We start from the raw sequence: 14941 nt of genomic DNA, 5'->3' as shown, positions 1-14941 counted from the left end.
GCCCGGGGCCGGGGCTCAGCGCGGTGTCAGGACGGTATCGCGCGCGGCATCGTCGGTCTGCGGATAATCCAGGTTGTAGTGCAGGCCCCGGCTTTCGTGCCGGGCGCGGGCCGACTGGACGATCAGGTCGGCGCTCTGCAGCAGGTTGCGCAGTTCGATCAGGTCGGTCGAGACGCGGAAGTGGCCGTAGTAGTCGTTCACCTCGTCCTCCAGCATCTTGATCCGGTGCGCGGCGCGTTCCAGCCGCTTGTCGGTGCGCACGATGCCCACGTAGTTCCACATGAAGCGGCGGATTTCGGTCCAGTTCTGCTTGATCACCACTTCCTCGTCGGAATCGGTCACGCGGCTTTCGTCCCACGGGCGCACCGCGGGTGGGGCGTCGAAGCTATCCCACCGCGCGAGGATGTCGCGCGCGGCGGCATCGCCGAACACGAAGCATTCGAGCAGCGAATTGGAGGCCAGGCGGTTGGCGCCGTGCAACCCGCTTTCGGTGCATTCGCCCGCCGCGTAGAGACCGGGCAGGTCGGTACGGCCGGCCAGGTCGATCAGGATGCCGCCGCAGGTATAGTGCTGCGCGGGCACAACCGGGATCGGCTGCTTGGTCATGTCGATGCCGAGGCCGAGCAGCTTCTCGTAGATGTTGGGAAAGTGGCTGCGCACGAAGCCGGCCGGCATGTGGCTGATGTCGAGATGCACGAAATCGAGGCCGAAGCGCTTGATCTCGGAATCGATCGCGCGCGCCACGATATCGCGCGGGGCGAGTTCGAGCCGTTCGGCGTCGTAGAATTCCATGAAGCGCTTGCCGGTGCGCGGATTGATCAGCCGCCCGCCTTCGCCACGCACCGCCTCTGTAATCAGGAAGTTCTTGACCTCCAGATGATAGAGGCAGGTGGGGTGAAACTGCATCATCTCCATGTTGGAGACGCGCGCGCCGGCGCGCCAGGCCATGGCGATGCCGTCGCCGGTCGCGCCGCGCGGGGCGGTGGAGAACTGATAGACGCGGCCGGCGCCACCGGTGGCGAGGATCGTGGCGCGCGCGGTGTGCGCTTCCACCGTGCCGCTGGCCTCGTCGAGCGCATAGACTCCCCAGACCCGGCCCGATCCGGAATAGCGCGCCTGCTCGTGCCGCCCGGTGATCAGATCGATGCAGGCCCGTCCCGGCAGCAGGGTGATGTTGGGGTGTTCGCGCGCCGCCTGCAGCAGCGCCTTCTGCACCGCCGCGCCCGTGGCATCGTCGACGTGGACGATACGCCGGTGCGAATGCCCGCCTTCGCGCGTCAGGTGCAGCGCGCCGGCCTCGGCATTGAAGGGCACGCCGAGGTCGGCGAGTCGCCGGATCGCCTCCGGCGCGTGCTCGATCACGAATTCGACCGTCTCGTGCCGGTTCAGCCCGGACCCGGCGATCATCGTGTCGCGGATGTGGTCCTCGAAGGTATCGCCTTCGTCGAGCACGGCGGCGATGCCGCCTTGCGCCCAGGCGGTCGACCCACCATCGAGCGCGCCCTTGGCCAGCACGAGGACGCGGCACTTTTCCGCCAGCACCAGCGCGGCGGTTAGCCCGGCCGCGCCGGAACCGATGATGAGGACGTCGTGGCTCACTGCCTGCTGCCTTCCGTCATGGCCCGCGCCATGCCCTGTTCTGCGCGATCCGTGGCCGCTGCACGCCGCCCGCGGGTCTGCAAGGATTCTGTCACGCGCGCGCTTTGCCGCGCGCGAAGCCGTTTGAAAAGCGCGAACTGGCGGGCGCGGCGAGGCAGGGAGGGCCGCGTTTGTTCAATTTCGCAAGTGCAAAATCCGGGATGGCTTCGCTTGCGGACGTTCAGGCAGCCTGCGCGGGTTCGCTGGTGAGCGAGACGAACACGTCCTCGAGATCGGCTTCGCGCGTGGAGACGTCGACGATTGCGTAGCCCTGTCCCTGCACCAGCGCGAGCACTTCGCCGGCATTCATCTGGTCCTTGTCGTACGTGACCTCGACTTGTCGTTCACCCGAAATCACGCTCTTGCGGAAGGCCGGATGCTGCGGTGCGGCGGGAACGTCCCGGTCGAGCGTCAGCACCACGATCTTCTCGCGTGCCATGTCGACCAGTTCGCGCGTCGGCTTGTTGGCGATGAGCTGGCCGTGGTTGATGATGGCGATGCGCTCGCACAGTTCCTCGGCCTCTTCGAGATAGTGCGTGGTCAGGACGACGGTAACGCCTTCTTCCTTGTTGAGGTGCGAGACCAGTTCCCAGAGCTGGCGGCGCAGTTCCACGTCCACGCCGGCGGTCGGCTCGTCGAGCACGATGATCGGAGGATTGTGGACCAGGGCCTTGGCGATCAGCAGGCGACGCTTCATCCCCCCCGAAAGCGTGCGGGCATAGGCCTTGGCCTTGTCTTCCAGATGCACCGCGCGCAGCAGGTCCATCGACCGGCGCAGCGCCTTGGGCACGCCATAGAGCCCGGCCTGATTCTCCAGCACCTCGATCGGGGTGAAAAACGGGTCGAACACGATTTCCTGCGGCACGATGCCGATCGATGCCTTGGCGTTGCGCCGGTCGCGATCGATGTCGTGGCCCCAGATCTCGACGCTGCCCGAGGTCTTCATCACCAGCCCGGCAAGCGTGTTGATCAGCGTGGACTTGCCCGCGCCGTTGGGGCCGAGCAGGCCGAAGATCTGGCCCTGCGGCACGTCGAAGCTCACGCCCTGCAGGGCCAGCTTGCCCGGAGCCTTGCCTGAGGTGGCGTATTGCTTGACGAGGTCGCGGATGCGGATCGCGGGCGGAACCGTGGGTGTGGAATCCATAGGCTATGCTATTTAGGCACGAACCGCGCCGGGTAAAGGGCCAATGCACCGCGACCCCGGACCAAAGGATGCCCGCCCTTGTCCACGCTCGCTCTGGAATCGCCGCCGCTTCCCCGCTATAGCGCGACCATGAGCAAGGCCCCCGAAACCGTTTTCACCACGTCCCACCGCGTCAGCTGCGACGGTGCGGGCGACATTCGCGGCGGCGCCGCGTTCAAGCCCTCGGCGCTCGGCCATCCGCGCGTGTGGCTGGAAATCGACGAGCGCGGCTATGTCGATTGCGGTTATTGCGACAAGCGCTTCGTGCTGAAGGGCGGCCCGGCGGATACTGCTAGCTCTGACGCCGCGCAGGCGGCCTGATCTTTCCCGAGTAGCGCGGGCGCGTTTCGCCTCCTATATCGGGAGGCGATGACCGATTTTTCCGACACCCGCTCGCTCCTTTACCGTTCCGGCGCGCTGACGCCCGACGATGCCCTGCGCCTGACGCGCGATGCGCTGGCCGCGTGTGACGATGGGGAACTCTATCTCCAGTTCATCGCCAGCGAGAGCTTCGGCTTCGATGACGGGCGGCTGAAAACGGCCGACTATTCGCGCGATGCGGGCTTCGGCCTGCGCGGCGTTTCGGGCGAGATGACGGGTTTTGCCCACGCCAACGAAATTTCCGCCGCCGCCATTGCCCGCGCGGGCGAAACGCTGAAGCTGCTCGATCCGGCGAAAGGCAGCGCGGCCGCGCCGCCGCGCAGCAGCAACCGCCACCTCTACACCGACGCTTCGCCGCTCGATGCCGTGCCGTTCGAGGCCAAGGTGCGGCTGCTCGAACAGATCGATGCCGCGGCCCGCGCCCGCGATCCGCGCGTGGCGCAGGTTTCGGCTTCGCTCGCCGGAAGCTGGTCGGTGGTGGAGATCGTCCGCGCGGATGGCTTCGTCGCGCATGACGTACGGCCGCTGGTGCGGCTCAACGTCTCGATCGTGGCCGAGCAGGACGGGCGGCGCGAAACCGGCAGCTTCGGCATCGGCGGACGACGGCTCTACGACGACCTGTTCGCGCCCGAGACGTGGAACCGCGCGATCGACAGCGCGCTGGCGCAGGCGCTGACCAACCTCGAATCGGTCGCCGCGCCGGCGGGTGAAATGACCGTGCTGCTCGGCCCCGGCTGGCCCGGCGTGCTGCTGCACGAAGCGGTGGGCCACGGCCTCGAAGGCGATTTCAACCGCAAGGGCACCAGCGCTTTTTCCGGCCGGATCGGCCAGCGCGTGGCCGCGCCCGGCGTGACGGTGATCGACGATGGCACGCTGCTGGGCGTGGGCGGCGCCGGCCGGCGCGGCTCGCTCAGCATCGATGACGAAGGCACGCCCACGCAGGAAAACGTGCTGATCGAGGACGGTATCCTCAAGGGCTATATCCAGGACCGGCTCAACGCCCGGCTGATGGGCGTGGCCCCCACCGGCAACGGCCGCCGCGAATCCTATGCCCACGCGCCGATGCCGCGCATGACCAACACCTTCATGCGCAGCGGCAACGACGATCCCGCCGAACTGCTGTCGCGCGTGAAGAACGGCATTTTCGCCAAGAGCTTCGGTGGCGGGCAGGTCGATATCACCAGCGGCAAGTTCGTGTTTTCGTGCACCGAGGCCTATCGCATCGAGAACGGCAGGCTGGGCGCGCCGATCAAGGGCGCCACGCTGATCGGCGATGGCCCCACCTGCCTGACCAAGGTTGTAGGCATCGGCAACGATCTGGCGCTCGACGAGGGCGTGGGCGTGTGCGGCAAGGGCGGGCAGAGCGTGCCGGCCGGCGTCGGTCAGCCGACGCTGCTGGTCGAAGGCCTGACCGTGGGCGGCACGGGCTGACGCGGGGAGCGGCGATGGCGATCGGCGACGTGGTAACCGGCGGCTGCGCCTGCGGCGCGGTGCGCTGGCGGGCGGTGGACCGAGGCTTCCGCCCCTATGCCTGCCATTGCAAGGGATGCCAGACGCGGCAGGGCAGCGCCTTTGCCCTGAACCAGCAGGTGCTGGTGGCTGACCTGGTGACCGAAGGCGCGCCGATCGAGGGCACCTGCACCGGCAGCCATAGCGCGACGGTGACGCACGTCGCGTGCCCTTCCTGCATGACCCGGCTCTACACGATAAACCACGAACGGCCCGAGATCGCCACGATCCGCACCGGCACCCGCGATGACAGCCCGGACCTTGTGCCCGTGTTCCACGTGTGGACATCGCGCAAGCAGCCGTGGATCGCGCTGCCGGACGACGTGCCGCAACTGGAAACCCAGCCCGCAACGCGCGAAGAATGGATGGCATTGGTCTTGCCCGCCTGAACGCTGCGCCGGTCAGCGCCTGTTCAGGGGAATTGTGCCATCGATCAAAGATCGATTTTTCCGGGAAAAGGACGTGCAGGCCATGAACAGAATTGCGCGCAGGACGGGTTTCGCTCTGGCCGCAGCAGCGATGGTGCTGACCGCTGCGGCGGCCGATGCCGCCAAGCCGAAACTGACGCCCGAACAGCAGCTTGCCAAGGCCCTGGAAGGGCGCGTGGCGGGCGCGCCGGTGGACTGCATCTACATGCCGACCGTCCGTTCGACCCAGATCTACGACAAGATCGCGATCGTCTATGACGCGGGCGGCACGCTCTATGTGCAGAAGCCGCGCGTGGGCGCCGAATCGCTCGACAACGACGACGTCCTCGTCACCCGGCTGACCAGTTCGCAGCTGTGCAGCATCGACACGGTGCATCTGGTCGACCGCACCAGTCACTTCCAGCGCGGCTTCGTGGGCCTGGACAAGTTCGTGCCTTACACCAAGCCGCCCAAGGTCGCCGCCGCGGGCAATTGATCGCGAACCGGCAAGGCTGGAAAGGCGTGGCTCCTGCCTCTATGGCCGGGGCATGGCCACACATTCGCTGACCGTCCGCCTTGCCACGCCCGCCGATGCCGCCGTGCTGGCCGATCTCGGCTGTCGCGCTTTCGTGGCCAAGTTCGGGCATCTCTACCGCCCCGAAGACCTCGCCGCATTCCTCGATGTCAGCCACACCGAGCAGAAGCTTCATGCCGAACTGACCGATCCGGGCATGGTGACAGCGGTGGTGGAGGACGGGGCTGGGCGGCTGCTCGCGTTCTGCAAGCTGCTGCTGGAAAGCAGCCTGCCGCGCGTGACCGATGCGGCCCGTCCGCTGGAATTGAAGCAGCTTTACGGCGATCCTGACGTGCTGGGGCAAGGCCTTGGCGCGCGGCTGATGGACTGGGCGCTGGACGAGGCGCGCAGGCGCCGCGCGGACGAGGTGCAGCTTTCGGTGTGGAGCGAAAACCCCGGCGCGCAGCGGTTCTACGGGCGCTACGGCTTCGTCAAGGTGGGCGAGGTGGACTTCATGGTGGGCGAGCAGCGCGACGAGGACTGGCTGTTCGCGCTGAAGCTGTAGGGTTCACACCTCACTTTCATCACCCATTTCGTGACTGGGCCCACATGCGGGCTTTTGCCCGCGCGCTGGCGGCGGTATAGGGCGCGCATGTCTTCCGTACGTCCATGGCGCGATATCGCGCGTCGCAAGAGCCGCCAGATCATGGTCGGCACGGTCCCCGTCGGTGGCGATGCGCCGATCACGGTCCAGACCATGACCAACACGCTGACCTCCGACCCGGTGGCGACGATCAACCAGATTCGCCGTTGCGAGGATGCTGGCGCTGACCTGATCCGCGTGTCGTGTCCCGATGTGGAAAGCACCGCCGCGCTCGGCAAGATCGTGAAGGCGGCGCGCATCCCGATCATCGCGGACATCCATTTCCACTACAAGCGCGCGCTGGAAGCGGCCGACGCGGGCGCGGCCTGCCTGCGCATCAACCCCGGCAACATCGGTTCGTCCGAACGCGTGGCCGAAGTGGTGCGCGCGGCGAAGGCCAACGGCTGCGCCATCCGCATCGGCGTGAATGCGGGCAGCCTGGAGAAGGACCTGCTCGAAAAGTACGGCGAACCCTGCCCCGAAGCGCTGGTCGAATCCGCGCTGGATCACATCAAGCTGCTGCAGGACCACGATTTCCACGAATACAAGGTGGCGGTGAAGGCCAGCGACGTGTTCCTGGCCGTGGCCGCCTACATGGGGCTGGCCGAAGCGGTCGATTGCCCGCTGCACCTGGGCATCACCGAGGCGGGCGGGCTGATCGGCGGCACGGTCAAGTCCTCGATCGGCATCGGCAATCTGCTGTGGGCCGGGATCGGCGACACCCTGCGTGTCTCGCTTTCGGCCGAGCCGGAAGAGGAAGTGCGCGTCGGCTTCGAAATCCTGAAATCGCTGGGCCTGCGCACGCGCGGCGTCCGCGTCGTCTCGTGCCCTTCGTGCGCGCGGCAGGGCTTCGATGTGATCCGCACCGTGGAAGCGCTGGAAGCGCGGCTCTCGCACATCAAGACGCCGCTTTCGCTCTCGGTGCTGGGCTGCGTGGTCAATGGGCCCGGCGAGGCGCGCGAGACCGACATCGGCCTGACCGGTGGCGGCAACGGCAAGCACATGGTCTATCTTTCGGGCGTGACCGACCACCATGTGCAGAGCGAGGACATGCTCGATCACATCGTGGCGCTGGTGGAAGCCAAGGCGGCGGAGATCGAGGCCGCGAGCAACAAGGTCAGCGAAGCGGCAGAGTAATATCCGCCGTCCGGGGCGGCCTGTTTCCCGGGGGCCGGTTTCCCAATCGTCAACCTCTTGCGGTTAGACAGGCGGGCGATGAATCGCCTGCTGGCTCTTGTTGTCGGGATGACCGCGCTGCTGCTGATGCTGGCGCAGAGCGGCGGCGTGTTCAATCTGGCCGGGCCGGAAAGCGGTGCGACGGATGCGGCTTCGGTGACGGTCGCCGATCTGGATGCCGCGCGCGATGCGGATGGCCCGGATCGCGGCAATCCCCTCCAAAGTGGCGTGCGTGGCGGATCGACCGTGCTCGATCGCGGGGCGGACGGGCAATTCCACGTATATGGCCGGGTCGATGGTGGCGAGGTGCGCTTCCTGGTCGATACCGGGGCGGACATGGTGGCGCTGACTGTGGATGACGCGCGGCGGCTGGGCATCGATCCCCCGTCGTCGGCTTACCAGCCGATCCTGCGCACGGCTTCGGGGCAGGGCTATGGCGCGGTGGTGCGGATCGACCGGCTGGCCGTGGACGGGCGCGAGATCGGCGGAATCGAGGCGGTGGTGGTGCGCGATCTTTCGGTCAACCTGCTGGGGCAGTCGGCGCTGAAGCGGCTGGGCAAGGTGACGCTGGAAGGCGACCGGCTGGTGATTTCGGCGAGCTGACAAGTTTGCCAAGACGATGCCAGCCATCGTCATTGCGAGGCCATCGGCCGAAGCAATCCAGAGCGTTCCGCGATCTGCCCCTGGATTGCTTCGTCGGCTGTCGCCTCCTCGCAATGACGATTCCATTTTTGCATTCGTCGCGCTAACCGCGCGGGCATGAGCATTTCCATCCGGTCCGCCACGCCCGCTGACCTGCCGCTGATCGGCGCCTTCATCCGCGAACTGGCGGAATACGAGAAACTGGCGCACGAGGTGCGCTTCGACGAGGCGGTGCTGGGCGCCAAGCTGTTCGGCCCGCGCCCCTATGCCGAAGTGGTGATCGGCGAAGTGGACGGCGCGGCGCAGGGCTTCGCGCTGTTTTTCCATAACTTCTCAACCTTCGAAGGGCGACCGGGCGTCTATCTGGAAGACCTGTTCGTGCGGCCCGCCGCGCGCGGGGCGGGGCTGGGCAAGGCGCTGCTGGCGCACCTCGCCGCGTTGGCGATCGAGCGCGACTGCGCCCGTCTGGAATGGTGGGTTCTCGACTGGAACGAACCGGCCATCGGGTTCTACAAGGCGCTGGGCGCGCGGCCGATGGACGAATGGACCGTGATGCGCGTGGATGGAGAAGCGCTTGCGCGACTCGGGGCAAAGGCGTCAGATTCCTGACACGGGGACACGATTCGCGCCGTTAAGCTTAGGGCAGGGCGCGGTGTGGCAGGGTAGTGGTATGAAGACTGGTGGTAACGAAGCCGGAATCGACCGGCGCGCGGTGCTGAAAGGCGTGGGCCTGGCGGCCGTGTCCGCGGTCGCGCCGGCGAAGGTTTTCGCGCAGCCCTATTCGCCAACCGAGCAGCATCGCCGCATCCTGGACGTTGCGAAGGAGCAGATGGAGCGCGTGCGCGCGCAGCTGTGGCGGACCGACGTGGTGGGCGTGGCCGATTTCGCGCTGCCCTCCTCGCTGCCGCGCCTGCACTTCGCCGATCTCGAAAAGGGCGAGGTGCGCTCGTTCCTGGTCGCCCACGGCAAGGGATCGGACCCGGAGCACGACGGCTTCCTCAAGCGCTTTTCCAACGAGCTGAACAGCCTCGCCACCTCGCGCGGGGCGTTCATCACCTACGAATGGTACAAGGGCAAGTACGGCACCTCGATCCGGCTGGGCGGGGTGGACCCGGACAACACCAACGCGCTCGACCGGGCGATCGTGATGCACCCGGCGTGGTACGCCAATACCGACATGCTGGCGAAATGGGGCAAGCTCGGCCGCAGCGACGGTTGCTTCGCGATGGGCGAGGCGGACTTCAACGAGGCGCTGTGGCACCTCTCCGGCGGCCGTCTGCTCTATGCGGACCGGCTGGGGATCGGATAGAACCCCGCCGGATCGCGCCTTGCGGTGCCGATGCCTTACAGCGGATTATCGAGCTTGATCACGGCCTCGTTGCTCTTGCGCTGGCTGGTGTGGAGCTGGCGCGGCTGGGCGAAGCTGGCGATGACTGGGGCATCGCGGCCATAGAGGTCGGAAAAGCTGCGCATCAGCCCGTTAACGTCGCGCGCGACGGTGAAATAGGTGATGTAGACCGGGAAGGTCTTGGTCATCGGCACCTTGGTGTACTTGCCCGAGAGCGTGTATTCGACACCCTGGTCCGGCGTGATGTCGGCGCCGAGAATGGCCATCGTCATCGCCAGTTCGCTGGCGCGTTCGGCGCGTATGCAACCGTGCGACAGCGCGCGGCTGGGCAGGTTGAACAGCGCGCGGTTAGGCGTATCGTGGATATAGATCGCATGTTCGTTGGGCATGTCGAGCTTCATCAGCCCCAGCGAATTGTTCGCCCCGGGCTGCTGCACCACGGTGATCGTGCCATCGGCGGATTTGCTGACGGCATAGCCCTGGCGGCGGGCGGAGGCCGGGTTGCCGATCAGCCTGGCGCCCAGCCCTTCACCTTTCACGATCGACTGCGGCACCGTCCACGTCGGGTTGAACACCACGTTGCGGACCTGTTCGGCCAGCTGCGGCGTGGCGGTCTTGCCCGGCTTGCCGACAATGGCGCGATAGCTGCGGATGACCTTGTTGTTCACGGTCAGCCGCAGTTCCTGCTCGGGCACGTTGATGATCAGGTATTGCAGGCCGAGGTCGTGCGCCAGCCAGCGCCAGCGGTCCATGTTGGCGCGGATCATCGCGATCTGCGTCGGGTCCTTGGCCTTGGTCAGCATGGACTTGAGTTCGGCGTAGTCCGGGTGTGTGGGGTTGAGCGAAGCGAGCACCCCCGGCACGTCGTGCTTTTCCATCGCTTCGGCCAGCAGCGCCGACGACGGGCGCACGTCCTGGTCGGGGTCGACCGCGAACCACTGGATGCGCGCGGTCATCGGGGTGCGGCCATCGCGCAGGTCTTCGGCCAGCCAGACGAACAGGCGGCTGGCAAGGGCGTTGAGATCAGGCCCGGGCCCCTTGGCGATGGCGGCGGCAAGCGCGGTTGGCTCGTAATCGCGGGAAAATAGCCCTTCGGCCCCGATGCCGCGGATCGCGGCGAGCAGCGCCTGCGCGTCGGCAACGGACCATTCCGCCAGCGGCGGCGGCAGCGGCGCCGGCGTGGGCTGAACGACGGGAGCCCCCGGCGCGGTTGCCGGCGCGGATGGCGAAGCGGCGGGCGCGGGCGCGGGATTCGGTGTAGATGTCGCGCTGGGCCGGGGCGCGGGAGCCTGCGCGGTCAGGTCAACAGGGCCGTTCTGCGCGGCGGAGACCACGCCGGCTTGCGCCAGCAGTGCGACCGCCAGCGTTCCGGAAATCATCGTTCGAGCCATCGGCCGACCCTTTGCACGCATTCTGTACAAGCCCCTGTCTTTCGTCGGGTGATGCCGCCGCCGGGATGCCGACGTGGCCTTGGATGTTTCATGCACCGCACTTGGCCCTTCCATCAAGCCCGGCGTCTGACCATAGCCTGAATCATTCACTTGCCGCTTTGTTCCGGAAACGCTGGCCGTCGGGCAGGCGACCGAATGGCGTTTCCATTCGGCGCCGGAATCCCTAGGAGCCTGGGGCATGGCCCGCCACGCACATGCCGTTCCCATCCTGATCGCGCTGACGGGGCTTGCCACGTTCAGCGTGATGGACGGATTCATGAAGGAGGCGTCGATTCTTGTCGGCGCCTATGCCGCGATGGCCTTGCGCAGCGTGACGGGAACGGCGCTGATGCTGCCGGTCTGGCTTGGCCGGCGCGGACGCTGGCCGGCGGCGTCCACGATACGGCTTCATGCGCTGCGCGCGGTGGTTGCGGGCGTGATGGCGGTCCTGTTCTTCTACGGAGTGGTGCGCACACCGCTGGCCGAAGGCATCGCGCTGTCGTTCATCGCGCCGCTGATCGCGCTCTATCTCGCCGCCATTTGGTTGGGCGAGCCCGTGGGGCGGCGCGCGGTGGGCGGATCGCTGCTGGCGCTGATGGGCGTGGGTGTGATCGTGGCGGGCAAGCTTGGCGGGCATTATTCCGCCGAAGGGGTGAAAGGGCTTTGCGCCATCCTTGTTTCCGCCGTGCTCTACGCCTGGAATCTCGTGCTGCAGCGGCGCCAGGCGCTGTTAGCTGGGCCGGAAGAGGTGGCCTTCTTCCAGAACGCGGTAACCGCGCTGGTGCTCTTGCCCGGCCTGTTGTGGGTGGCTCCGGCGCCGACGCCGGCCGCGCTGGGCTGGATCGTGACCTCGGCGGCGTTGTCCGCCGCCTCGCTGATGCTGATGACGTGGGCTTATGCCCGCGCCGAAACGCGGGTGCTGGTGCCGCTGGAATATACCGCGTTCATCTGGGCGGCGATCGTCGGCTGGCTGATGTTCGGCGAAGCGCTGACGCTGCGCACGCTGGCAGGCGTTGCCCTGATCGTGGCGGGCTGCCTGATCGCCGTGCGGGCCGGGAAGGCGGATGCGGCGAGCGCCGGGAAAGTGCCGGAACCAGCGGCTTGATCCCGCTTCGTTCCAATCTGAATTGCTGTTGCGAAGCATTAGCCGATGTAATGTTGGGCTTTGGCCGAATTAGACCTTGGCTACCCTTGACGGCGCGGCGGTTAGCGCGCATCGCGCACTCGATTTCGGGTCATCCGGAACCGCACTTTCGCGCCGATTATGCAACGATCGCGTCGTCGCGGGAATGCCCCGATGGATGGCTCTTGGCCAACGGCAGGAGGTACGACACTTAGCCATGACCCAGGTCGGACAGGATACGCTCGGAACCCGCAGCACGCTGAGCGTGGGCGGCAAGGACTATGCCTACTATTCGCTCCGCAAGGCAGCGGCGAAGTTCGGGGACATTTCCCGCCTGCCCTTCTCGATGAAGGTGCTGCTGGAAAACCTGCTGCGCTTCGAGGACGGCGGCTTCACCGTTTCCACCGACGACGTGAAGGCGGTGGTGGACTGGCAGAAGAACCCCAGCGAATCGTCGAACGAGATCCAGTACCGCCCGGCGCGCGTGCTGCTGCAGGATTTCACCGGCGTGCCCTGCGTGGTTGACCTTGCCGCGATGCGCGATGCGATCGCCACGCTGGGCGGCGATACCAGCAAGATCAACCCGCTGGTGCCGGTCAACCTGGTGATCGACCACTCGGTCATGGTCGACGAATTCGGCCACCCCAAGGCGTTCGAGGAGAACGTCGAGATCGAATATCACCGCAACATGGAACGCTATGACTTCCTCAAGTGGGGTTCCAAGTCGCTCAACAACTTCTACGCCGTGCCCCCGGGCACCGGCATCTGCCATCAGGTCAACCTTGAGAACATCGCGCAGACGGTGTGGACCAGCACCGACCAGAACGGCGCGACGGTGGCCTATCCCGACACCTGCGTCGGCACCGACAGCCACACCACGATGATCAACGGCCTGGGCGTGCTGGGCTGGGGCGTCGGCGGCATCGAGGCCGAAGCGGCGATGCTGGGTCAGCCGGTTTCCATGCTCATTCCCGAAGTGGTCGGTTTCAAGTTCACCGGCCAGTTGCAGGAAGGCGTGACCGCCACCGACCTCGTGCTGACCGCCACCAACATGCTGCGCAAGCACGGCGTGGTCGGCCGCTTCGTCGAATATTACGGTCCGGGCCTCGCCGGCCTGACGCTGGCCGATCGCGCCACGCTGGCCAACATGGCGCCCGAATACGGCGCGACCTGTGGCTTCTTCGGCATCGACGAAAAGACGCTGGACTACCTGCGCCTGACCGGCCGCGAGGAAGCGCAGATCGCGCTGATCGAAGCCTATGCCAAGGAGCAGGGTTTCTGGATCGATCCGTCGGTCGAGCCGATCTTCTCCTCCACGCTCGAACTCGACCTGTCGACCGTGGTGCCCTCGCTCGCCGGCCCCAAGCGCCCGCAGGACCGTGTTTCGCTGCCCGACGTGGACGACGTGTTCAACAAGGACATGGCCGAAACCTACAAGAAGGCTCACGCGCGCGTGCCGGTCGAAGGCAAGGACTTCGATCTGGGTGACGGCGACGTGGTGATCGCCGCGATCACGAGCTGCACCAACACCTCGAACCCGGGCGTGCTAGTGGCCGCCGGTCTCGTCGCCAAGAAGGCCGACGAACTGGGCCTCAAGCCGAAGCCGTGGGTCAAGACCAGCCTCGCCCCCGGATCGCAGGTCGTCACCGACTACCTCGAACGCGCCGGGCTGCAGCCGCACCTCGACAACGTCGGCTTCAACCTCGTCGGCTATGGTTGCACCACCTGCATCGGCAACTCCGGCCCGCTGGCCGATCCGATCAGCAAGGCGATCAACGAGAACGGCCTTGTCGCCAGCGCGGTGATCTCGGGCAACCGCAACTTCGAAGGCCGCGTCAGCCCCGACGTGCGCGCCAACTTCCTCGCCTCGCCGCCCCTGGTCGTGGCCTATGCGCTGAAGGGCACGGTGATCGAGGACTTCGTCACCACCCCGATCGGCACCGGCAAGGACGGGCAGGACGTGTTCCTCAAGGACATCTGGCCGACCAACGAGGAAGTCTATTCGACGATGGCCGGCTGCATGGACCGCGCCATGTTCCAGGCCCGCTACGCCGACGTCTACAAGGGCGACAAGCACTGGCAGGCGATCAACGTCACGGGTTCGGAAACCTACCAGTGGCGCGCCGGTTCGACCTATGTCGCCAACCCGCCCTACTTTGAGGGCATGTCGATGACGCCGGCTCCGGTGCAGGACATCATCGAGGCCAAGCCGTTGCTGGTGCTCGGCGATTCGATCACCACCGACCACATCAGCCCCGCCGGCAACATCAAGGCCGATAGCCCCGCCGGCCAGTGGCTGCTGGAGCACCAGGTCTCGAAGGCGGACTTCAACAGCTATGGCGCGCGCCGTGGCCATCACGAAGTGATGATGCGCGGCACCTTCGCCAACATCCGCATCAAGAACGAAATGGTGCCGGGCGTCGAAGGCGGCTTCTCGAAGTTCAATGGCGAAGTGCTGCCGGTCTATGACGTGGCGATGAAGTACAAGGCCGCCGGTACGCCGATGGTCGTGATCGCGGGCAAGGAATACGGCACCGGTTCCAGCCGCGACTGGGCGGCCAAGGGCACCAACCTGCTGGGCGTGCGCGCGGTGATCGTCGAAAGCTTCGAGCGCATCCACCGTTCGAACCTCGTCGGCATGGGCGTGCTGCCGCTGCAGTTCAAGGATGGCGCCACCCGCCAGTCGCTGGGCCTCACCGGTGACGATACCTACACGATCAAGGGCGTGGCCAACCTCCAGCCGCGGCAGGACGTGGAAGTGGAAGTGACCCGGCCCGACGGATCGACCTTCAGCTTCACCGCGCTGTGCCGCATCGATACCGCCAACGAAGTCGAATACTTCATGAACGGCGGCATCCTGCACTACGTGCTGCGCAAGCTGGCGGCCTGACCGCCGCGCCGGCTGTTCCCGGCCTCCTTGCGAGGCCGGGGCTGCGCTGCACTAACG

Annotated in this window: 14 protein-coding genes; 11 read left to right on the top strand and 3 right to left on the bottom strand. The window is 66.5% G+C overall.

Translation table 11 applies throughout. The features are described 5' to 3' along the window. Positions 1-15: 15 nt before the first annotated feature. Both nadB and F1640_RS08325 read right to left on the bottom strand, forming a co-directional pair. Complete coding sequence (gene nadB, locus F1640_RS08330; protein ID WP_194918660.1) at positions 16-1599, bottom strand: L-aspartate oxidase; 1584 nt, start codon at positions 1597-1599, stop codon at positions 16-18. 220 nt (positions 1600-1819) lie between these two features. Further along, entirely contained in the window at positions 1820-2782 is a 963-nt protein-coding gene (locus tag F1640_RS08325; protein ID WP_194918658.1) for an ABC transporter ATP-binding protein, read from the bottom strand. Positions 2783-2911: 129 nt separating this feature from the next. Here F1640_RS08325 and F1640_RS08320 point away from each other — a divergent pair, with 129 nt between their 5' ends. From F1640_RS08320 to F1640_RS08280, 9 genes are all read left to right on the top strand, one after another. Then, on the top strand, positions 2912-3142 hold the full coding sequence (locus F1640_RS08320; protein WP_124808246.1) for a zinc-finger domain-containing protein: 231 nt from the start codon (positions 2912-2914) through the stop codon (positions 3140-3142). A 48-nt stretch (positions 3143-3190) separates the two neighbouring features. Beyond that, positions 3191-4633, top strand: coding sequence for a metalloprotease TldD (gene tldD, locus F1640_RS08315; RefSeq protein ID WP_124808187.1), 1443 nt, complete (start codon positions 3191-3193; stop codon positions 4631-4633). Positions 4634-4647: 14 nt separating this feature from the next. Then, entirely contained in the window at positions 4648-5100 is a 453-nt protein-coding gene (locus F1640_RS08310; protein ID WP_194918657.1) for a GFA family protein, read from the top strand. Between the two features lie 82 nt (positions 5101-5182). Continuing rightward, positions 5183-5614 carry a hypothetical protein gene (locus tag F1640_RS08305; RefSeq protein ID WP_124808189.1) on the top strand — a complete coding sequence of 144 codons (432 nt, stop codon included), beginning with the start codon at positions 5183-5185 and terminating at the stop codon, positions 5612-5614. 52 nt (positions 5615-5666) lie between these two features. Beyond that, positions 5667-6197 carry a GNAT family N-acetyltransferase gene (locus F1640_RS08300; RefSeq protein WP_255530316.1) on the top strand — a complete coding sequence of 177 codons (531 nt, stop codon included), beginning with the start codon at positions 5667-5669 and terminating at the stop codon, positions 6195-6197. Positions 6198-6284: 87 nt separating this feature from the next. Continuing rightward, positions 6285-7412, top strand: coding sequence for a flavodoxin-dependent (E)-4-hydroxy-3-methylbut-2-enyl-diphosphate synthase (ispG, locus tag F1640_RS08295; protein WP_194918656.1), 1128 nt, complete (start codon positions 6285-6287; stop codon positions 7410-7412). A gap of 78 nt (positions 7413-7490) precedes the next feature. After that, positions 7491-8054, top strand: coding sequence for a TIGR02281 family clan AA aspartic protease (locus F1640_RS08290; protein ID WP_194918655.1), 564 nt, complete (start codon positions 7491-7493; stop codon positions 8052-8054). A 156-nt stretch (positions 8055-8210) separates the two neighbouring features. After that, a complete protein-coding gene (locus F1640_RS08285; protein ID WP_194918654.1) occupies positions 8211-8702 on the top strand; it encodes a GNAT family N-acetyltransferase in 492 nt (163 codons plus the stop codon). A gap of 61 nt (positions 8703-8763) precedes the next feature. Further along, a complete protein-coding gene (locus F1640_RS08280; protein WP_194918653.1) occupies positions 8764-9402 on the top strand; it encodes a murein L,D-transpeptidase catalytic domain-containing protein in 639 nt (212 codons plus the stop codon). A 35-nt stretch (positions 9403-9437) separates the two neighbouring features. Here F1640_RS08280 and F1640_RS08275 read toward each other — a convergent pair whose 3' ends face one another. Continuing rightward, on the bottom strand, positions 9438-10832 hold the full coding sequence (locus F1640_RS08275) for a L,D-transpeptidase family protein (RefSeq protein WP_194918652.1): 1395 nt from the start codon (positions 10830-10832) through the stop codon (positions 9438-9440). 238 nt (positions 10833-11070) lie between these two features. Here F1640_RS08275 and F1640_RS08270 point away from each other — a divergent pair, with 238 nt between their 5' ends. Further along, positions 11071-11976: a DMT family transporter gene (locus F1640_RS08270; protein WP_194918651.1), complete on the top strand. Its 906-nt coding sequence runs from the start codon at positions 11071-11073 to the stop codon at positions 11974-11976. A 235-nt stretch (positions 11977-12211) separates the two neighbouring features. Next, positions 12212-14884 carry an aconitate hydratase AcnA gene (gene acnA / locus F1640_RS08265; RefSeq protein WP_125954012.1) on the top strand — a complete coding sequence of 891 codons (2673 nt, stop codon included), beginning with the start codon at positions 12212-12214 and terminating at the stop codon, positions 14882-14884. The last annotated feature ends 57 nt before the right edge of the window (positions 14885-14941 follow it).

This window comes from Novosphingobium sp. NBM11, assembly GCF_015390225.1.
Classification (GTDB): domain Bacteria; phylum Pseudomonadota; class Alphaproteobacteria; order Sphingomonadales; family Sphingomonadaceae; genus Novosphingobium.
This window is presented reverse-complemented; position numbering and strand designations above follow the sequence as displayed.